Raw genomic sequence first — 19,903 nt, 5'->3', positions numbered from 1 at the left:
CCGAGGTCCCTGCTCGGGCTCGAAATCCCCGCCACGCCCACAGTTGCCGAGACCCGATCCCTGATGGCGACCACCGCCCACCGCGGTGCTGAGCATCCGCTCGAGGGGCCGGCGCTTCCTGAAGGCGAGCGGCCCCGCCCACCGCCGCCGGCTGGCGGTGGTTGTTGTTCCGCCCGGGTGTGCACCACTCGAGGGTCGCAGCGGCGGCGCGGTGCTTTCTCGGTGCACAAGGCCAGGCGGGGCCGACAACCCACGGAAACGACAGGAAAGCCCGTCCTACTTGGCGACGTATTCCTTGAGGTGTTTGCCGGTGAGCGTGGTGGGCTTGGCGATCAGCTTGGCCGGAGTGCCTTCGAAGACGACCTTGCCGCCGTCGTGACCGGCGCCCGGACCGAGGTCGATGAGCCAGTCGGCGTGCGCCATCACGGCCTGGTGGTGCTCGATGACGATGACCGACTTCCCAGCGTCGACGAGGCGGTCGAGGAGCGCGAGGAGTTGCTCCACGTCGGCCAGGTGGAGGCCGGTGGTCGGCTCGTCGAGGACCAGGATCCCGCCCGGCTCCCCCATGTGCGTCGCCAGCTTGAGCCGCTGCCGCTCTCCCCCGGACAACGTGGTCAGCGGCTGGCCGAGACTCACGTAGCCGAGTCCGACATCCGCCAGGCGATCGAGGATCTTGTGTGCGGCCGGCGTACGCGCGTCGCCCTCGGCGAAGAACTCGAGAGCCTCGGCCACCGGCATCGCGAGCACTTCGGCGATGTTCTTCCCGCCGAACGTGTATTCCAGCACCGCCGCCTGGAATCGCTTGCCCTCGCACTCCTCACACGGCGACTCGACGGTCGCCATCACACCGAGCTCGGTGTAGATCACACCGGCACCCTTGCAGGCCGGGCAGGCACCCTCGGAGTTCGCGCTGAACAGGGCCGGCTTCACGCCGTTCTCTTTCGCGAACGCCTTCCGGATCGGCTCGAGCAGTCCGGTGTACGTCGCCGGGTTGCTCCGCCGCGATCCCCGGATCGCCCCCTGATCGATCGCCACCACCCCATCGAGGTCGGCGATCGAACCGTGGATCAGCGAACTCTTCCCCGAGCCCGCCACCCCGGTCACCACCACGAGGACACCGAGCGGTACGTCGACATCGACGTTCTGGAGGTTGTTCGTCGAGGCGCCCCGGACCTCGAGCGCACCTGTCGCCGAGCGCACCGACTCCTTCAACGTCGCCCGGTCGTCCAGGTGCCGCCCGGTCAGCGTCCCGCTGGTCCGCAGCTTGTCGACCGTGCCCTCGAAGACCACCTCGCCACCACCGGAACCAGCGCCCGGACCGAGGTCGACGACGTGGTCGCCGATCACGATGGTCTCCGGCTTGTGTTCCACGACGAGCACGGTGTTGCCCTTGTCGCGCAGCTGCAGCAGCAGTTCGTTCATCCGCTGGATGTCGTGCGGGTGCAGACCGATGGTCGGCTCGTCGAACACATACGTCACGTCGGTCAGCGACGAACCGAGATGACGGATCATCTTGGTGCGCTGCGCCTCACCGCCGGACAGCGTGCCGGCCGGCCGATCCAGGGACAGGTAGCCCAGCCCGATCTCGACGAACGCGTCGAGCGCGTCCCCCAGCGCCCCGATCAGCGGCGCCACCGACGGCTCCTTCAGGTCACGCACCCACGCGGCCAGGTCGGTGATCTGCATCATGCACAGGTCGGCGATGTTCTTGCCCTTGATCTTCGACGCCAGCGCCTCCTGGCTGAGCCGCGTCCCGCCGCAGTCCGGGCAGGTCGTGAACGTGATCGCACGCTCGACGAACGCCCGGATGTGCGGCTGCATCGCCTCGACATCCTTGGACAGGAAAGACTTGTGGATCGACGGGATCAGCCCGGAGTAGGTCAGGTTGATGCCCTCGACCTTGATCTTGGTCGGCTCCCGGTAGAGCAGGTCGTGCAGTTCCTTCTTCGTGTACTTCTTGATCGGTTTGTCCATGTTGAAGTAACCGCTGCCGCGGAAGATCCGCCCGTACCAGCCCTCCATGCTGTAGCCGGGGATCGTCAGGGCGCCCTCGCTCAGCGACTTGCTGTCGTCGTACAGCGCGGTCAGGTCGAAGTCGGTGACCGAGCCCATGCCCTCGCAGCGCGCGCACATGCCGCCGGCGTAGACGGCCTCGCGCACCACCTTCTTCTCGCCCGCGCCCTTGTCGGCGACCATCGACCCGGTCGCCGTCCGCTTCGGGACGTTGAACGAGTACGCCGTCGGCGGGCCGGCGTGCGGCTTCGCGATCCGGCTGAACAGGATCCGCAGCATCGCGTTCGCGTCGGTGGCGGTGCCGACCGTGGAGCGCGGGTTCGAGCCCATCCGCTCCTGGTCGACGATGATCGCGGTGGTCAGGCCGTCCAGTACGTCGACCTCCGGGCGGGCCAGCGACGGCATGAACCCCTGGAGGAACGCACTGTAGGTCTCGTTGATCAGCCGCTGTGACTCGGCCGCGATCGTGCCGAACACCAGCGAGCTCTTGCCCGAGCCGGACACCCCGGTGAAGACCGTCAGCCGGCGCTTCGGGATCTCGACGCTGATGTCCTTCAGGTTGTTCACCCGCGCTCCGGTGACGCGGATCAGGTCGTGGCTGTCGGCAACATGTTCGCCGGCCGACCTCGGGGCCTTGCTCATGGGTGTCTCCATCGTATTTAGGACAGCTCATCGCGTCTGGCTGTCGGGCGGAGCCGCGGCGCGGTCTCCGTTCGGCACGGTCGGGGTCGGGGTCGGCTCAGGAAACCTGGTTGATCCGGATGTGGTTGCCGGCGGGATCGCGGAACGCGCAGTCGCGTACGCCGTACGGCTGGTCGGTCGGCTCCTGGATGACTTCGGCGTCGGTGGCCTGCAGCCGCTCGAACACGCCGTCGATATCCTTGGTCGCCAGCACCAGGGTGGCGTAGGTGCCCTTGGCCATCATCTCGGCGATGGTCTGGCGCTCGTCCTCGGTGACGCCCGGGTCGGCGCCCGGCGGGTAGAGGACGACCGACGTGTCGGGCTGGCCGGCCGGGCCGACGGTGATCCAGCGCATGCCGCCGTACCCGACGTCGGTGCGGATCTCGAAGCCGAGGACGTCGCGGTAGAACGCCAGCGACGCCTCGGGATCGGTGTGCGGGAGGAAACTCGACAGAATCTTGATGTCCATGGACGTCACGCTACGTGCCGCTCGCCGGTGTTGCTTCTCGATTCCTGATCGGCCGGGTCACCTGTTTCGCGACGCAGGACGGGATGCCCACGGTCGCGTCGGCTGCCCGCTCGCGGTAGACGCTCGGCGGCATCCCGACCAGCTCGGTGAACCGGGTGCTGAACGTGCCCAGCGACTGGCAGCCGACCGCGAAGCAGACGTCGGTCACGCTCTGGTCGCCGCGGCGCAGCAACATCATCGCGCGCTCGATCCGCCGGGTCATCAGATAGCCGTACGGCGACTCTCCGTAGGCACGCTTGAACTCACGGCTGAGGTGTCCGGAGGACATGTGGGCACCCCGGGCGAGCGCCTCCACGTCGAGCGGCTGCGCGTACTCCCGATCGATCCGGTCCTTGACACGCCGCAACCGCGCGAGGTCCCCCAGGCGCTGCGCATCGGCCGGACTGTTGCTCATCCCTGAAATCGTGCCACGTCCCACCGAAGAAGTCATACGTACCTAGGGTGCTCCCCCGAGCAGTTCGGGCGTCAACGGAAACCGGGCACCCGACAGCCGTGGTGGCCGCGGACCTGATACCAAGGCCTATCGCGTCGTGTCGCGGCCCTCCCGGCATCCGGCCAGCAGCGCCCAGACGCCTGCGTCGCGGGGTGTTGATCGCCGCGACCTCGGACCCGTACTCGGGACCTCGGACACGGCACAGCCTGTCCGAGGACTCCAGATGGTGTCCCAGGGTCCCGGGGATCGGCACCTCAAGGCATCGCGGCCCGTTTGCTACCCGTCTCCTGACCGCGTGCAACTAGCGGCCGGTGGTGCCGTCGAGTTGTTCTCGGATGATGTCGGCGTGGCCGGCGTGGCGGGAGGTCTCCCCGATGACGGCGAGGATCGCCCAGCGCAGGTCGTGGGTCTTGCCGTTGCGGGTCACGGGGGCGTCGGGGTCGCCGATGCCGGCGATGATGGCGTCGGACGCGGCCCAGGCGTCGCGGTAGTCGGAGCGCAGGGTCTTCAGGGTGATCTCGGGGTCGACCTCCATCGAGCGCTTGCCGCGGGTTGCCCTGCCGCCCGCGACGATCTCCTCGAACCAGAGGGACTCGACGAAGGTCAGGTGCTGCACGAGCCCAGCGACGTTGGTGCCGGAGTCGACCGTGCTGCGGCGCGCGTCCGCCTCACTGAGACCGGCCAGCTTCTTCAGCACACCCGCGCGCAGCCCGTCGAGCACTGCCTGCAACTGCTCGAGTTCGGTGGTCACGACGAGCTGCAGGGGCCGACCGTGGAGATGATGCCGCGGTGATCCGACACGGGGATTTTGTACCAGCCGGCATCGTCGGCGCACCAGCCCGGCTTCACGAACATGTGGTCGATCCGCACCAGGAACGCCGTCCAGTTGCCGATCTCCGACGGCCGGCCCCAGGTGTCCAGCATGGCGTCGTCGAGGTGCTTGCTGAGCACCCGGTAATCCCGGCCGCGGTCTGTGGTGTTGAGGTCGCCGGTGACCATCACCGGATGGTCGTCGCGCTCGGCTCGCGCCGCGATCTGCTCCATCAGCCGGTGGTGCTCGGCGACGGTGGTCTGGTACGACGCTCCGTCGTCCGGAGGCGACTGGTACGTCGCTCCGCCCGACGTCCACCACGGACGCGGTACATGCGCGGCGATCAGGTCGAACTCACCCGATGGCGCCTGGACCCGGACCACGAAGCCGGGCAGGTCCGGCCCGGGCCGTTCGACCACCGTCAGCGGCCACCGGCTGAAGATGCCGACCGCAGGTCCGTTCCAGTCGGCCACGTGCACCGGGTACGACTCGGACAGCCGAGCGGTCAGTGGAGACCCGATCTCGGAGACGACGAGCACGTCGGCGTGCAGCGCGAGCAGACTGTCGGCGCCCTCGAGCTCGCCGCTGCCGATATTCGCCGCCGCGATCCGTACGGCGCGGGTCCGGTCGACGGTGCCGGCGCCGCCCGGTATCCACGGCAGTACGGTCGCCACGATCCCGACCAGCAGCGTCGACACGGCAAAGACGATGGCGGCCTTGTGCCGCCGACCCAGCAACCCCACGATCAACGCTGTCACCAAGGTCAGCATCGGCAGCCCGATCGCCAGCACATCGGTCACCACACCGAGCCGATCGCGCAGCAAGAACCATGCCCAAGGCAACAAGGCGGCCACCGCAACCCCACCGTAGCGCCGGACGCGCGTCGGCCCGCCACGCACTTCTACCGCAGCCCCCTGCACTTCGGCTCCCCCCACCCGGATCCCCTCCACCAGCCAGGCTAGGCCCCCTTCCGGCGGTCCGGTACCGACATCACGTGAACAAATCTGCTCAGCGGCGAGCCTGGTGAACCCGAGTCGCGCGTGGAACGGCCGGCGAACTCGACATCGATCGGGCGGTGACGTGTTGCTGGGTAGACCACATCCTTCCGCTACTACGGCAGGTCGACCTCCAGCGGCAGGTTCTTCAGGAAGTCGGTCGCGTCGAACATCGCCCCGGCCGTCGCCACACCGGTCGTCCGCGTCTCCCCGGCGAGAATCCGTCGTACGGCCTCCACCGCGAGCGGAGCCGTGATCGCGTAGATGTCCTGGCCACGCGCCGTCGCCCGCTGCTCGACGCCATCGGTGCGGACCAGCACGTCGACGACGAAGGACTGGTCGGAGCGCCCGAGCGCGTCGACAGCTACTGGCGCCGGGGTGTCGGCGTTGAACAGATCGACCGCCGCCTCGACGGTCATATAGGTGCGCACCTCGGGTACGGCGAGGTGGCTGGGGACCGTGACGACGTCGGCCATGGTGAACTCGGGGATCACGCGCCGCAGCCCGAGCGGCTCGGGGAAGATCCAGTCCTGCTGGACCGGCTTGTCGTCGTGGTACTGCAGTTCGCCGCCCGTGAAGCGCAGCCGGCGTCCGGCCCGAAGGTCGTGCGAGACCTGTCCGGCAGCGCGCGTACCCCGAGTGGGGTGCCAGCTGCTGAGGCCGTAGGCGACGTGCACCTCGTCGGCGGTGGTCCGCTCCCCCAGCACGGCGGTCGTCAGCAGGTCGCCGAGGCCGCCGTAGAAGGCCATCGCCGGGACGACCGGCGTGTCCGCGTGCCTGTCGATTGTTGACAAGTTCGCCTCGATCTCGGCCGCGACGTCGACGTACGGGATCCGCGCCCGGCCGGCCGCCTCGATCACCGGCGTGGCGGTCGCCGCGAAGGGGCCGGCGCAGTTGATCACGGCCGCGGCCTTGGCGAGCGCCTGGTCGAGCGCGTGGGGGTCGCCGACCGCTGCCGGGCGTACGTCGACGTCGCCCCACTTCGACGCCAGCGTCTCGAGCGTGGTCGCGTCGCGTCCCGCGATGACGGTCGGGAGGCCGCGGCGCAGCAACTCCTCGACGACGAAGCGGCCCGTGTGCCCGGTCGCTCCGTAGACCACTACTGCATTCATTGTCTTCTCCTCCGATTGTCGACGATCGACATATCGAGTCTCGCCGCATGACGCACCCGACCGTGAGAGTCCGGAACGACACCATGCGTACACTTTCGGACATGCACACTGTCGCGCTGGCGACCGCCGGGCATCTGCTGCACCTCGAGCTCGGGATCGCGTACGAAATCTTCGGCAATCCACCGCTCGGTCACGTCGACGACTGGTACGAGGTCGTCCTCTGTGGTCCGGGAACCGTGCAGGTCGGCCCCTTCCGGGTCGAGCCCGATGACGGTCTGGACCGGCTGGCCCGCGCGGACACCGTGATCGTGCCGGCGTGTGTGGACGTCGACGAGCCGCCGCCGGCTGAGCTGGTCGAGGCAGTCCGCGCGGCGCACGCGGCGGGCGCTCGGATCGCGTCGCTGTGCACGGGTGCGTTCGTGCTTGGTGCCGCGGGGCTGCTGGACGGTCGGAGGGCGACCACCCATTGGGGGCACGCCGCCGCGTTGAGCGCACGTTATCCACGGGCGGAGATCGATCCGGACGTGCTCTACACCGACAACGGGAGCGTACTGACGTCTGCGGGCAAGGCGGCTGCCATGGACCTGTGCCTGCACCTGATCCACCTCGACCATGGCGCGACGATCGCGAACTCGGTCGCGCGGCGCCTCGTCGTACAGCCGCATCGGGCCGGTGGTCAGGCGCAGTTCGTGGACACGCCGGTTCAGGTCAGCGGCGACCACACGCTCGCGGACCTCCTGGCCTGGGCCCAGGAGCGACTCGACCAGCCGCTGACCGTGACCGACCTCGCCCGGCAGGCGAACACCAGTCCGCGCCACCTGGGCCGGACCTTCCGCGCGGTGACCGGCCAGACACCACTCCAATGGCTGCTGACTCAGCGCGTCCGCCGCGCCCAACAGTTGCTAGAGGCAACCAACGACGGCATCGAGACAGTCGCCGTCGCGACCGGAATGGGCACCGCCACGACCCTGCGACGCCAGTTCAAGCGTGTCGTCGGCGTACCGCCCGACACCTACAGACGCACCTTCCACAGCACGTAGGCTGCGACCATGGCGACCTACCCGCGACGGATGCACACGGCGTTGGAGGCCACGGACCCGCGCGGGCTGGCGGAGTTCTATCGCGTGTTGCTGGGCTTGCGGTACCGGGCGGGCGACGAGCCGCCGAGTGACGGTACGGCGGATGACGCCGATTGGCTCGTGCTCGTCGACGACGACGGGAATCGGCAGCTCGCGATCCAAGGGGTGGATGTGCTGCCGACGTCCACCTGGCCGTCTCACGACGTACCGATGCAGCTCCACATCGACTACGCCGTACCTTCGGTCGAAGAGTTGCATCGGCACCGGCAGCGGGCCGAAGAGCTCGGCGCCAGGCTGCTCCTGGACCGCACATCCGAGGATTCCGAGCCGCTCTATGTCCTGGCCGACCCGGCCGGGCATCCGTTCTGTCTCCTCGTGGGGGTCTTGTGAGCAAGCAGACTGGGTACGCCGACGTCAACGGGCTGCGGATGTACTACGAGATCCACGGCTCGGGCGGGACCCCGTTGCTGCTGTTGCACGGCGGGCTGTTCAACATCGACCTGCAGTTCGGTGCTTTGCTGCCTGGACTGGCCGAGAAGCGAAAGGTGATCGCGACCGACTTCCAGGGACACGGCTACACCAATGACGCCGACCGTCCATTGGGCACCGTCGGCCTGGCGTCGGACGTGGTCGGGCTGTTGACGGAGCTCGACGTACCTCAGGTGGACCTGTTCGGGTTCAGCGTGGGCGGTGCGGTCGCGCTGTACCTGGCGATCAAGCACCCGGAGCTGGTCCGGAAGGCGGTCATCTCCTCGGTGTCGTTCGACCGCGACGGCGAGCGCGCGGAGAACGCCGAGGCGGTCGGTGAAATGAAGGTGGAGATGATCGCCGGTACGCCGATGGAAGCGGAATACCTCGCGAAATCGCCGCATCCCGACCTCGAGCACCTGCAGACCCTGCTCACCAAGCTCGGCGGCTACGACCGCGGCACCGCCGGCTGGACCGACGACGACATCCGCGGCATCGCCGCCCCCACCCTCATCACCGTCGGCGACTGCGACGCCGTCAAACTCGACCACGCCGTCCGTTTCCTCCAACTTCGCGGCGGCGACGTGAACGGCGACTTCACCGGCGTCCCCACCTCCCAACTAGCCGTCTTCCCCGGCACCACCCACTTCAACGGCCTGTCCCGCACCAACCTCGTCCACGACGTGGTCACCACCTTCCTCGACGCCGACTAGGTAGCGGCCATCAACGGGTGGCTGTGACCAGCAGGTTGGACGAAGGTTTCAGCCGTCTCGGCCCTGCCATGTGGTCACGCAGGCTTCGTTCCCCTCCAGGTCGGCAAGCACCCAGAAAGCGGGGGCACGCGTCGCGGACACAAGTCGGCCCCCAGCCGCCAGTGCGGCCTCGACGCGCCGTGGTGCCTCGTCATGCGGGACACAGATGTCGAAGTGGATGCGATTGCGCTGCGGACGCGCCCGATCCATCTGCTGGAACCAGATGGCCGGGCCCTGCCCGACCGGGTCGACGAGCGGATCCTCCGGCCCCTCGGCACCCGCCTCATCCGTATAGCCCAGCACCGCCTTCCAGAACGCCCGAATCCCGGCAATGTCCAAAGCATCAATCGCGATCTCCAGTATCTGGACGGACCGCCGTGCCCCCGTTCCGATTTCGGGCTCCGCCAACACCCCGGACCTGTCCGCGGTGGCAGAGATCCGAAGCGCGAGCTCGACATCCCGGGTGGTAACCGCCGCGCGCTCCAACGACTGCAGAGTGAAGACGACCCGATCGGGGCGGGCATCGACCCGAAGGTGCTGGTCGGCGTCGTCGCCGCACACCGCGACAGCGTCCGCTGCCAAGCCGATCGCCCGAGCCAACGACCCGACCGGGACCGACGTTCGCAAAGTGCCCAGCAGGAAGCGCCACCCAGAGTCCTGGACCGCCTCCGACGCTTCCTGCCGACTCAATATCTGTTCCATGGCCGCATCCTTGCAGCCCCACTGTCAGCCCCGCCTGCCGCTACTTCTGAAACAATCCCTGGGAGCTCAGGCGGAAGACCGGCCAGGCGATCTCCGTGCGCCACGATGTTGGGTTCGGGGCGTCTCGGGGGCCGACGGTGTAGGTCTCCTGGACTGGGCCAGTGACGGTCAGGGTGTGGTTGTAGGCCCAGGTGGCGAGGCGGCCGTAGGTTACGTCGATGTCGTCGTGGGCGCCGTGGTGGATGGTAGCGGCCAAGTCGACGGCGGGGAGTTCGAGTGGGCGCACCCGGCCGTACGACGGTGGGGCGGCGACCGCGTAGTAGACGACGACCGTGCCGCGGCCGGTGGTGAAGAGCTCGTTGTCGTAGTGGCCGCCCGGTGGACCTAGGCGCTCGTGACTGCGTACGGCGGAGTCCAGCTCGGCCATGGCGCCGTCGTACCAGGGCAAGACGTCGGCCAGGTCGACCACATCGGTGATCGCGGCAACCATTCGGGCCGGTTCAGAACGCAGCTCGACGGCCAGCTCGCCAGGGTCAGGCCGGAGCAGGCGTTGCAGCGACGTCACCGCCGCGCGGGTCCGATCGAGCGAGTCCTGCAGCCGGTCGAGGTGCGTGGCGATCAGCTCGGCGCGGATCTCCGGATCGTCGGTCGCGAGGATCTTGCCGACCTCAGCCAGCGGTACGTCGAGCTCGCGCAGCCGATGGATCACTTGCGCGGAGGGGATCTGCCCGGTCGTGTAGTACCGGTACCCGCTGGACGGATCGATCGACGCGGGCTCGAGCAGACCGCTCTCGTGATACCGCCGCAGTGTCCGCACACTCAGCTGCGTCGCCTGCGCGAACTCGCCGATCGTCAGTCCCCGACTCACCCCGCCACTGTGCACCCTCCCCCTACGAGAGAGTCAATTCCTTGCCCCTCTCCCGCCGAGAGGCATCAGGCTGACCGGCATGAACATCTCCCTCGACCAACTGCCCACCACCATCACGGCGTACCTGGCCAGCCACACAGCCCGCGATCTCGACGCCGCGATGCAGTGGTACGCCGCCGACGCCGAAGTCACCGACGAAGGCAAGACCTACCACGGCCGCGACGAGATCCGCGCCTGGATGGCCCGGTCTGCCGCCGATTACACCTACACCACCGAACTGACCGGCGCACGCCAGGTCGACGACCACACGTACGTCGCCACCCATCACCTCGAGGGCAACTTCCCCGGCGGAACCGTCGACCTCGACTTCACGTTCACCCTCGAAGACAACGTGATCACCAGGCTCGTCATAGCCTGAACCTGTTATGCAGAAAGCACTGGCGGAGTTGCGAACCCGGATCGTCGCCGCGGCCGGGCGCGAGCATGCGGTCGACGGGTTGCTCTTGTCGATCGTCGACGCGCCGACACCGCCGATGTCCTCCCTGGCGACGCCGACGTTCGCGCTGGTTGCGCAAGGCCGGAAGCGGCTCGCGGTCGGCGACCAGGTCTTCGAGTACGGCGCCGGCGACTACCTCGTCGTTTCGGTGGATCTGCCGGTGACCGGGCACTTCGTCGAGGCCTCCAAAGATCAGCCGTGCCTCGGGGTCGGGTTGTCGCTGCGGGCCGAGCTGATCGCCTCGCTGCTGCTGGATGCGGCGGACAGTCAGGTGCCTGGTGGCTCGGTTCAAGCTCTGACCGTCAGCCGGGCGCCCGACGAACTCATCGACGCCGTGATCCGCCTGCTTCGGCTTGTCGACGAACCCGAGGATGCTCGGGTGCTGGCGCCGCTTGTCGAGCGCGAGATCCTCTGGCGGCTGCTGCGGAGTCCGCAGGGTGCCGCCGTACGCGAGATCGGGCTCACGGACAGCAGTCTCTCGCACGTCGCCCGGGTGATCCGCTGGATCCGTGACCACTACACCGAACCATTCCGGGTCGAGGAGCTGGCCGCGCAGGCCGGCATGAGTACGTCGGCGTTCCATCGGCACTTCCGCACAGTCACGGCGATGACGCCGATCCAGTTCCAGAAGAAGATCCGGTTGCAGGAGGCGCGCTTGCGGCTGGTCGGGCTGGGCGAGGACGTGACGAGCACCGGGTACGCCGTGGGCTACGACAGCCCGTCGCAGTTCAGCCGCGAGTACCGGCGCGAGTTCGGTACGCCGCCCAGCCGTGACACCAGCCTGATCCGCGCGGAAGCTTCCCTGCCATAGAGCAGGATCGTGCAAGTGGCGGCGAGCAATGGTCTAGCGACTCCCCTGTGAACACGCGTCTACTGGACAAGTACCTGTTCAAGACGTTCTAGGAGATTGACACGATCATGCAAATAGCTGTGATCACCGGCGGGAGCTCCGGCATCGGGCAGAGCGCGGCCTTCGAGGTCGCGAAGCGCGGCGTCGGGGTGATCCTGACCTACCACGGGAACCGCGACGGCGGCCTGGAGACCGCCGAACGGATCGAGAAGGACGGCGGTACGGCGGTCGCACTGCCCCTGGATGTCGGTCGACCCGACACGTTCGCCGACTTCACGACTGACGTGCGAGACGTGCTCCAGCGCTGGGGGCGGACATCGTTCGACTTCCTCGTCAACAATGCGGGCGTCGGGCAACAGCCGGTGATGTTCGAGGACACCACCGAGGAACTGTTCGATCAGATGCTGCGGATCCATCTGAAGGGTCCGTACTTCCTCACCCAGACGCTCCTGCCGCTGGTCGCGGACGGCGGATCGATCGTCTACACCAGCAGCACCTCAGCCCTGGCCACCACGCGACCGGAGCCGGGGTACTCGGTGTACGCGAGCATGAAGGGCGCACAGGTGGTGCTCACCCGCTACCTCGCCAAGGAACTCAGCGTTCGCGGCATCCGGGTCAACGCCGTCGCTCCTGGCGTGACCCGGACCCGCCTCGGCGACGACGCGTTCGCCCGCTACCCCGAGCTGATCCCGCCGATCGCCGACCGCACCGCCCTCGGCCGCATCGGCGAACCGGACGACCTCGGCACGGTGATCGCGTTCCTCCTCTCCCCCGACGGTGCCTGGATCACCGCCCAGACCCTGGAAGCCTCGGGCGGCTACGACCTCTGACCACTCCAGTCATCACCCCACGTTGTGGTTCGGGCGGCCCGATAGCTGCTGGACGACTTCGGCACCACCGCCTGTTCACGTGAACCGGCGGTGGTGCACAGGTCGAGGATCACCCGGCCCTTCGGCCGCGCGGGCCTGCCGATCACACGGGCCGACGCGGGATGTGCCGGTGCGCGGGTGGCGACCAGGTAGCTGAACTTCTCGTCTTCGAAGTTGCGCGTGCCGTCCTTCAGGACCCGATGCAGTTCGGTCCGCGGCAGTCGTACGGCGAAGTGGCACCAGTCGGCGGGGACGAGCGGGCACTCCACCTGATGCGGGCAGGGAGCCGCGATCGTCAGACCCTGCTCGCTGAGCTGAGCACGAGCATCGAGTATGCGGCGATGTCCGCGCGGAGTCCCGGGCTCCACGATCACGACGGTGCCGGCGGTCTGCGCCGCTGTGTCGATGAGGTCGCGGCGGGCGGCGTCGGACAGTTCATTGAGGACGTAGCCGATCGTGATCAGGTCGACCTGGCGGTGCGGGCTCCAGTGGCGGAGGTCGGCCGCCGTCCATCTTGCGCCGACAAGCGGCCCGCTTTGGTCGCCATGGAGGCCCTGCTCACCATCGGCAAGTCGTCGGCCGAGGCGGATGGCGGCGGGCTCGCGTTCGACGGTCTCGGTGGCGATCCCCGGCCAGATCGCGGCAGCCGCCCAGGCGGCCGCGCCGGTTCCTCCGCCGAGGTCGAGGTGAGTCGTGAAGGTGCTGACGACGTGTCGATCAGCCGCGAGCAAGGCGGCGTGAAGCGCACGACACGTCGCCGGCATTCGTACGACGGCGTACGCGAGGCAGTCGAGGTCGTCGCGCATCCCCGGTGTGCTGTCGTCGACCCGCTCACCCCGATAGCGGTCGGACAAAGCGATGACACGGCGGCGCAGCACGTCGTGCTGGACACCGGCAAGGACGCGGACAAGGGCAGCATGCAGTTGTGTGTCCACGAAGGACATGAGGGAACTCCGGTTCGGTCGGCACGGAGTGCGCAGGGCGCACGAGACCCGCGGCCAGACGCCGCGACGCACCAACCGGTCCGGAAAGCTGTCAGAAGCCAGCAGAGAAGGAGGGATTGGCGCGGAACCGGATAACCATGCAAGCCATCACGCACCTCCTCGGATCACAGAACAACGGTGACTCTATCCAACGGCACCTCAACTCCGCGCCTGATTTTCAGCGATCCAGATACGTACAGAGGCAGACCTTGTTGCCCTCCGGATCGGCCAGCACGGTGAACGACGGCGCCTTGTCGTCGGCCACCACCGTCCCGCCGGCCGCCAGCGCCGCCTCGATCCGGGCCGGGACCACCTCAGCCGGAAGCCACAGATCCAGATGGAACCGTTGTCGAGGAGTCTCCTGCGCGTCCGTGCCCTGGAACCACAGGGTCACCACCCGTCCGGTCGGGTCGCAGACGTCAAGCCGGTCGTAGACGCCGGGGTCGCCGGTGAGTACGGCGGCCCAGAACGGACCGATCGCGGCCTCGTCGGCCGTATCCAGGCCGAGCTCCACCTCAGCCACGGCCGACGGGTCAGCTGTGAGGCCCAGCGACTGAGCGATCGAGCTGATCCGCCGCGCCAGGTCGACATCCCGCTGCGTCACGTTCGGATAGCCCTCGTCGGTGCCGGGCTTCACCGCGTCGTCGCTGAGCAGCCGCAGGTCCGCGAAGCCCTTGCCGAGCCGGACCTCCGGCGCATGCTCGCTCGAGGCGCAGGCCTCGCCGACGGCGCTCACGAAGCGAGCGCCGTCGGCGAACGACCCGATCAGGAACCGCGCGTGCAAGCCCTGGCCAAGCTTGCGCCAGTCGGCCAGCTCGGCGTCCCGGATCGTCTGCCAGCTCAGCATGTCCATCGCCAACCCCCAAGAAATTGCGGTTCCGAAGAGGTTAGGACACCAGGCCGACAGTTCAGATCAGGACTTCCTTGCCGTCCTCGACCACGATGTCCCCGGTTCCGAGCGACCCGAACCCGTCCTGCCGCAGCGTCAGCGATACCGCCCCGCCGGACAGCACCTCGCCGTGGCCGATCTTGTAGGTCGCCGGTACGGCGCCGGCCTCGAACAGCCGCTTCCCCGTCCCCACCACGACCGGGAACTGGATCAGCCGATAGGTGTCCACCAGACCGGCGTCGTGCAGGGTCCGCACGAGCTGCCAGCTCCCGTGCACCTGCAGCTCACGCCCGGGCTGTTCCTTCAGCCGCCGTACCTGCTCCACGATGTCGTCACCGCGGAGCACGGTGGTGTCGCCCCACGCCGCGTCCTCGTCGGAGAGCGTGTTGCTGACGACGTACTTCTTCCAGGTGTTCAACGCGGTGGACACGATGTTGTCCGGCGTCACCGTCACCTGCGACCAGAACGTGCGCATCATCTCGAACGTCGACCGGCCGAGCAGGATCGCGTCCGCCTCCCGGAACCACCCGTCGACCGGGTCCAGCTGGCCGTCGGCCGCGTGCGGCACGAGCCAACCGCCGTACTCGAACCCGTTGCTTCGGTCCTCGTCCGGTCCGCCCGGCCCCTGCATGACACCGTCGAGGCTGACGAAGACGTTGACGCTGAGCTCCATGACTGTCTCCCTAGGTAGAGGTGCTCTCACCCAGGCGTCGATCAGCTCCCGCCGGACTCGACACGCAGTACGGCGAGATCTCGCTCGGCGAAGACCCGGTGCTCCCACTCCTCGCTCAAGATGCAGCCAAGACAGTCGCTGACCTGGTAACTCTCCGACGCCGGATACCCGGGCTCGGTCACTGGCACTGTCATTTCACTCAGCCGCTCGTCGGTGAGCTCAGCGAAGACGTCCCGAACGGTCTGCATCCGGTCGGCCCGCAACACGAGCACCTCGTCCAGTGACGGGCGTACGGCGCGATCGCGCGGAACGGGCGGTACGTCGTGCATCTCGTCGTGCGGAAGGTCCAGCGGGTCCCACGGAGCCGGGTCGCCGAGGACGGCACGCCGTACCCAGGCATCGGTCGCGAAGACGAGGTGCCGCTGCGTCTCGATGAACGACCACTCACCGTCGACGGACTCGTGCAACAGCTCCGGTGGCAGCTGCCGGGCCCGCTCGACGGTCTCGCTCCACAGCCGCTCGAGCAGTTCCCACGCCTCCCGGTAACCGTCCGCCTCCGCGGGGCGCATCTTCTCCCGACCGGGGTAACGACGGTTGAGCTCGGCGTCGAGCAGCGGTACGACGTCCATGCCCCAGACGCGCAGGTTGCGGATGTCGCCGTCGATCGACACGTCGTACAGCGCCGCGCCGCGGATGGTGGCGCCGTTGAGGTTGACGTTGTCGAAGCGGGCACCCCGCAGGTCGACATCGTGAAACACCGCCTCCCGCAGCGACGACCGTTCGAACCGTGCGGCGGCGAGGTCTTGGTCCTTGAACTCGGTCACCCGCCCAGCTTGGCGTGAGCCCGTGCGGGGCCACAATGGCGGGCACAGGCGAGTTCCCGTCCCGCCTTCCGATCGAATGGAGCGGCATGTACCGCAGGCTCGTCCTCAAGCTGTCCGGGCAGGCGATCGCCGGCTCGAACGACTTCGGCTTCGACAGCGACCGGCTCACCCACCTCGCGAACGAGGTGATCGCGCTGCACGCCACCGGCATCCAGGTCGCGGTCATCGTCGGCGGCGGCAACGTCTTCCGCGGCAACCGGTCCGACGAGTGGGGCATCGACCGCGTCGAGGCCGACAACATCGGCATGCTCGGCACTGTCATCAACGCCGTCCTCCTGCGCGGCCGGCTCACGGCGCTCGGTGCCGACGACGTCCACCTGATGACGGCGATCCCGATCAACAACCTGGCCGAGCCGTACATCCGGCTGCGCGCCCTCCGGCACCTGGAGAAGGGCTCGATCGTCCTGCTTGCCAGCGGCAACGGACAGCCGTTCACCACCACCGACTACCCGGCCGTCCAGCGCGCGATCGAGCTCGACGCCGACGCCCTCCTGGTCGCCAAGAACGGCACCGACGGCGTGTACGACGCCGACCCGAACAAGCACCCGGACGCCCGGCGCTTCGACCACCTCACCTACCAGGAAGTCATCGACCGCGGCCTCGGCGTGATGGACCAGACGGCCTTCATCCTGGCCCGCGACCACCACCTCCCTCTCCACGTCTTCGACATCGACCGCCCCTCCGCCGCCGCCTCCATCACCACCGGCACCCCCATCGGCACCTTGATCAACTGACCAACTCCCGCCCGATCGCCTCGAGGTGCGGCACGGGGGGCAGCCTAGTGACGGTGTAGCGGTCGGCTAAATGGTTTGCCGGGCCGCACGGAGGGTTGGTGTACTCGTGGGCGTACCCGCAGGTGTCTAGTCAAGGAGTTCTGTCATGCGACCTCGCTTCATGTCTGTCGCGGAAGGAATTGACACCTGTTCAAGGGACATGAAGCTGCGTGAAAGTACTGAACCTTGGGATTCTGGCGCATGTCGACGCCGGTAAGACGAGCCTGACCGAGCGGCTGCTCTACGCCGCAGGGGTCATCGACGAGATCGGTAGCGTCGACGACGGCAGCACCCAGACCGATTCCCTCGCGCTGGAACGCCAGCGCGGTATCACGATCAAGTCGGCGGTCGTGTCGTTCACGATCGGCGCGGCCGACCCTGTCACGGTCAACCTGATCGACACTCCCGGCCACCCGGACTTCATCGCCGAGGTGGAGCGGGCGCTCAGCGTGCTCGACGGCGCGGTGCTGGTCATCTCGGCCGTCGAAGGCGTGCAGGCGCAGACCCGGGTGCTGATGCGGACCCTTCAGCGCCTGAAGATCCCGACGCTGATCTTCGTCAACAAACTCGACCGGGCCGGCGCGCAGTACGACGCCGTGCTCAAATCGATCGCCGACAAGCTGACCCCGGCGATCGTCCCGATGGGTGAGGCCACCCACCTGGGCACCCCGGAAGCGACGTTCACCGAGTCGTACGGCGCCCTCCTCGAAGTACTCGCCGAGCGCGACGACGACCTGCTCCGGATGTTCGTGGACGGCGAGCCGCTCTCCCGTGACGCCCTCAAGCGAGCGCTGGCCAAGCAGACGAAGCAGGCGCTCGTGCATCCGGTGTACTTCGGCTCCGCCATCACCGGTGCGGGCACGGAGGCGCTGACCGAAGGTATCCGCGAGCTGCTCCCCCTGGCCGGCACCCAGGAGGAACCGGTCGACGGAGCGGTCTTCAAGGTCGAGCGTGGCCCGGCCGGCGAGAAGATCGCCTACGTCCGGATGTTCTCCGGCACGGTGCGAGTTCGGGAGCGGCTGGGCTTCCGGGCCGGCGCCGAGGCCAAGGTCAAGGTCACCGCGCTCCGCGTCTTCGGCGAGGGCGGCGCGACCCCGGCCGCCGAGGTGCGCGCCGGGCAGATCGCGCGGGTCTGGGGCCTCGCCGATGTCCAGATCGGCGACCGGCTGAGCGATTTGTGGAACATTACTGCCACTGAGCGACCATTTGTTACCCCAAACCCGGTCATGTTCGCGCCGCCGACGTTGGAGACCGTGGTTTACCCCATGGAGCGCAGAGACAAGGGCAACCTTCGCGTCGCGCTGACTCAGCTCGCGGAGCAGGACCCGCTGATCAACCTGCGCCAGGACGATCTCCGCCAGGAGATCTCGGTGTCCCTGTACGGCGAGATCCAGAAGGAGGTCATCCAGACCACCCTCGCGACCGAGTTCGGGATCGAGGCCGGCTTCCGCGAGACGACCACGATCTGCATCGAGCGGCTCGACGGCACCGGCGCGGCGGTCGAGTTCAACAAGAAGGACCCGAACCCGTTCCTCGCCACCGTCGGTCTCCGGCTCGCGCCAGCCCCGGTCAACGCCGGCGTCAGCTTCGAGCTGGAGGTCGAGCTCGGCTCGATGCCGTACGCGTTCATCAAGGCCGTCGAGGAGACCGTCCGCGAGACGCTCGATCAGGGCATCCACGGATGGCAGATCCCCGACGCGCGGGTCGTGATGACGCACTCCGGCTACTCGGCGCGGCAGAGTCACGCCCACGCCGTCTTCGACAAGAGCATGTCGAGCACGGCCGGCGACTTCCGCTTCCTGACCCCGTTGGTCCTGATGACGGCCCTCCAGCAGGCCGGTACGACGGTGCACGAGCCGATGCATCGCTTCCGGCTGGAGATCCCGACCGATACGACTCGCGCCGTACTCGCGGCTCTCGCCCGACTGCGCGCGATCCCGCAGGTGCCGGCGCTGGCCGCGGAAACCTCAACCCTGGAAGGAGAAATCCCCGCGGCCGCCGTCTACGAGCTCGAGCAACTGCTGCCCGCCCTCACCCGCGGCGAAGGCGTGCTGGAGTCCGCGTTCGAGCGCTACCAACCCGTCACCGGACCGATCCCGGAACGCGCCCGGACCGACCACGACCCCCTCAACCGGCGGGATTACCTCCTGCACGTCCAGCGCCGGGTTTGATGCCGTGGACAACAGTCGCACCGAGCTCGTCGTCGGACGTGACGCGAGCCGTCAGGCCCTGATCCGTCAGCACAGCTGCGGCCGGCGGGGCCTGATGCTCGCTCATCTCCACGAACAGGTGCCCACCCGGGGCCAGCCAGCTCAGCGCCCCCGCCGCAACCCGGCGTAATGTGGCCAGGCCGTCCGGGCCGCCGTCGAGCGTGACGTGCGGCTCGTACAGCCTGGCCTCGGGCGGCAGCAGCCGGATCTCGTTGGTGGGCACGTACGGCACGTTCGCGAGCAGTACGTCGATCCGCCCCCGCAACTGATCCGGCAATGCGGAGAACAGGTCGCCCTGATACACCGACCCACGCCACGGCACCAGATTGCGCCGGGCACACCGAACCGCGGCCAGCTCGATGTCGGCGGCGTACAACGACACCTCGCGCTCCGCCGCGATCGCCGCACCCAACGCACCCGACCCACAGCCGAGGTCCAGTACGACGGCACCCGGTGTGGTCACCTCCAGCGCCTCGGCGACGAGGAACTCGGTCCTGCGCCGTGGAATGAACACACCGGGGTCGACCGCGATCCGCAGCCCGCGGAACGACGCCCAGCCGAGGACGTGTTCGAGCGGCAGCCCGGCGACACGCTGGTCGACCATGGCGGCCACCTCGGCCGCGTCCCGGGCGGTCTCGACGATCAGCGCGGCCTCGTCCTCGGCGAAGACGCACCCGGACGCGCGCAGCCGCTCGACGACAGCGCCGAGCTCAACAGAAGGAACAGAAGATACAGACACAGAACCCCTTAGAACCGAGGCTCCCGCAGTCAGTCTCAGAAGCTGACCACTCGAGGCGGGAGCAACCAACCTGCCTGTCCGGTGATCGGTCCCA

General features: G+C 68.2%; 21 protein-coding genes. 8 read left to right on the top strand and 13 right to left on the bottom strand.

Going from position 1 to position 19,903, the window contains the following annotated elements; translation table 11 throughout:
- Positions 1-276: 276 nt before the first annotated feature.
- From ACXC9Q_RS04115 to ACXC9Q_RS04090, 6 genes are all read right to left on the bottom strand, one after another.
- The gene (locus ACXC9Q_RS04115) at positions 277-2,655 is read right to left on the bottom strand and encodes an ATP-binding cassette domain-containing protein (RefSeq protein ID WP_457055109.1); all 2,379 of its coding nucleotides are present in this window, start codon (positions 2,653-2,655) and stop codon (positions 277-279) included.
- 97 nt (positions 2,656-2,752) lie between these two features.
- On the bottom strand, positions 2,753-3,163 hold the full coding sequence (locus tag ACXC9Q_RS04110; protein WP_405066695.1) for a VOC family protein: 411 nt from the start codon (positions 3,161-3,163) through the stop codon (positions 2,753-2,755).
- A 10-nt stretch (positions 3,164-3,173) separates the two neighbouring features.
- Positions 3,174-3,617, bottom strand: coding sequence for a helix-turn-helix transcriptional regulator (locus ACXC9Q_RS04105; RefSeq protein WP_328520806.1), 444 nt, complete (start codon positions 3,615-3,617; stop codon positions 3,174-3,176).
- A 340-nt stretch (positions 3,618-3,957) separates the two neighbouring features.
- Entirely contained in the window at positions 3,958-4,407 is a 450-nt protein-coding gene (locus ACXC9Q_RS04100; protein ID WP_457055108.1) for a DinB family protein, read from the bottom strand.
- Positions 4,404-5,321 carry an endonuclease/exonuclease/phosphatase family protein gene (locus tag ACXC9Q_RS04095; RefSeq protein WP_457055107.1) on the bottom strand — a complete coding sequence of 306 codons (918 nt, stop codon included), beginning with the start codon at positions 5,319-5,321 and terminating at the stop codon, positions 4,404-4,406. The genes ACXC9Q_RS04100 and ACXC9Q_RS04095 overlap by 4 nt, the downstream gene beginning before the upstream one ends.
- A gap of 257 nt (positions 5,322-5,578) precedes the next feature.
- Positions 5,579-6,574 (bottom strand): saccharopine dehydrogenase family protein, encoded by a 996-nt coding sequence (locus tag ACXC9Q_RS04090; protein ID WP_457055106.1) that lies wholly within the window; start codon positions 6,572-6,574, stop codon positions 5,579-5,581.
- Positions 6,575-6,675: 101 nt separating this feature from the next.
- Here ACXC9Q_RS04090 and ACXC9Q_RS04085 point away from each other — a divergent pair, with 101 nt between their 5' ends.
- Genes ACXC9Q_RS04085 through ACXC9Q_RS04075 form a run of 3 tightly spaced genes read left to right on the top strand, consistent with a single transcriptional unit; the run spans position 6,676 to position 8,834 of the window.
- Positions 6,676-7,614 carry a helix-turn-helix domain-containing protein gene (locus tag ACXC9Q_RS04085; protein WP_457055105.1) on the top strand — a complete coding sequence of 313 codons (939 nt, stop codon included), beginning with the start codon at positions 6,676-6,678 and terminating at the stop codon, positions 7,612-7,614.
- Between the two features lie 9 nt (positions 7,615-7,623).
- The gene (locus ACXC9Q_RS04080; protein ID WP_405066701.1) at positions 7,624-8,043 is read left to right on the top strand and encodes a VOC family protein; all 420 of its coding nucleotides are present in this window, start codon (positions 7,624-7,626) and stop codon (positions 8,041-8,043) included.
- Positions 8,040-8,834, top strand: a complete 795-nt coding sequence (locus ACXC9Q_RS04075) for an alpha/beta fold hydrolase (protein ID WP_457055104.1) — start codon at positions 8,040-8,042, stop codon at positions 8,832-8,834. Before ACXC9Q_RS04080 ends, ACXC9Q_RS04075 begins: the two co-directional genes overlap by 4 nt.
- A gap of 48 nt (positions 8,835-8,882) precedes the next feature.
- On the opposite strand, the gene ACXC9Q_RS04070 is transcribed toward ACXC9Q_RS04075, so the two are convergent.
- Together ACXC9Q_RS04070 and ACXC9Q_RS04065 are read right to left on the bottom strand one after the other, a co-directional pair.
- Entirely contained in the window at positions 8,883-9,575 is a 693-nt protein-coding gene (locus ACXC9Q_RS04070) for a VOC family protein (protein ID WP_457055103.1), read from the bottom strand.
- Between the two features lie 40 nt (positions 9,576-9,615).
- Positions 9,616-10,443 carry a MerR family transcriptional regulator gene (locus ACXC9Q_RS04065; protein WP_457055102.1) on the bottom strand — a complete coding sequence of 276 codons (828 nt, stop codon included), beginning with the start codon at positions 10,441-10,443 and terminating at the stop codon, positions 9,616-9,618.
- Positions 10,444-10,522: 79 nt separating this feature from the next.
- Here ACXC9Q_RS04065 and ACXC9Q_RS04060 point away from each other — a divergent pair, with 79 nt between their 5' ends.
- From ACXC9Q_RS04060 to ACXC9Q_RS04050, 3 genes are all read left to right on the top strand, one after another.
- A complete protein-coding gene (locus ACXC9Q_RS04060) occupies positions 10,523-10,861 on the top strand; it encodes a nuclear transport factor 2 family protein (RefSeq protein ID WP_457055101.1) in 339 nt (112 codons plus the stop codon).
- A gap of 7 nt (positions 10,862-10,868) precedes the next feature.
- Positions 10,869-11,750, top strand: coding sequence for an AraC family transcriptional regulator N-terminal domain-containing protein (locus ACXC9Q_RS04055; RefSeq protein ID WP_457055100.1), 882 nt, complete (start codon positions 10,869-10,871; stop codon positions 11,748-11,750).
- 107 nt (positions 11,751-11,857) lie between these two features.
- Positions 11,858-12,619, top strand: coding sequence for an SDR family NAD(P)-dependent oxidoreductase (locus ACXC9Q_RS04050; protein ID WP_457055099.1), 762 nt, complete (start codon positions 11,858-11,860; stop codon positions 12,617-12,619).
- Here ACXC9Q_RS04050 and ACXC9Q_RS04045 read toward each other — a convergent pair.
- From ACXC9Q_RS04045 to ACXC9Q_RS04030, 4 genes are all read right to left on the bottom strand, one after another.
- Positions 12,607-13,602, bottom strand: coding sequence for a small ribosomal subunit Rsm22 family protein (locus ACXC9Q_RS04045; RefSeq protein ID WP_457055098.1), 996 nt, complete (start codon positions 13,600-13,602; stop codon positions 12,607-12,609). The two genes, ACXC9Q_RS04050 and ACXC9Q_RS04045, sit on opposite strands and share 13 nt — an antisense overlap.
- A gap of 217 nt (positions 13,603-13,819) precedes the next feature.
- On the bottom strand, positions 13,820-14,494 hold the full coding sequence (locus ACXC9Q_RS04040; RefSeq protein ID WP_457055097.1) for a VOC family protein: 675 nt from the start codon (positions 14,492-14,494) through the stop codon (positions 13,820-13,822).
- A gap of 55 nt (positions 14,495-14,549) precedes the next feature.
- Entirely contained in the window at positions 14,550-15,203 is a 654-nt protein-coding gene (locus tag ACXC9Q_RS04035; RefSeq protein WP_457055096.1) for a dihydrofolate reductase family protein, read from the bottom strand.
- Positions 15,204-15,244: 41 nt separating this feature from the next.
- Positions 15,245-16,027, bottom strand: coding sequence for a DinB family protein (locus tag ACXC9Q_RS04030; protein WP_457055095.1), 783 nt, complete (start codon positions 16,025-16,027; stop codon positions 15,245-15,247).
- Positions 16,028-16,113: 86 nt separating this feature from the next.
- Here ACXC9Q_RS04030 and pyrH point away from each other — a divergent pair, with 86 nt between their 5' ends.
- Complete coding sequence (gene pyrH, locus ACXC9Q_RS04025) at positions 16,114-16,821, top strand: UMP kinase (RefSeq protein ID WP_457055094.1); 708 nt, start codon at positions 16,114-16,116, stop codon at positions 16,819-16,821.
- A gap of 209 nt (positions 16,822-17,030) precedes the next feature.
- Positions 17,031-19,031 (top strand): GTP-binding protein, encoded by a 2,001-nt coding sequence (locus ACXC9Q_RS04020; RefSeq protein WP_457055093.1) that lies wholly within the window; start codon positions 17,031-17,033, stop codon positions 19,029-19,031.
- Here the strand turns inward: ACXC9Q_RS04020 and ACXC9Q_RS04015 are convergent.
- Positions 18,988-19,809: a putative protein N(5)-glutamine methyltransferase gene (locus ACXC9Q_RS04015; RefSeq protein WP_329477119.1), complete on the bottom strand. Its 822-nt coding sequence runs from the start codon at positions 19,807-19,809 to the stop codon at positions 18,988-18,990. The genes ACXC9Q_RS04020 and ACXC9Q_RS04015 overlap by 44 nt on opposite strands.
- Positions 19,810-19,903: the final 94 nt, after the last annotated feature.

Source organism: Kribbella sp. CWNU-51, from assembly GCF_054073265.1.
This window is presented reverse-complemented; position numbering and strand designations above follow the sequence as displayed.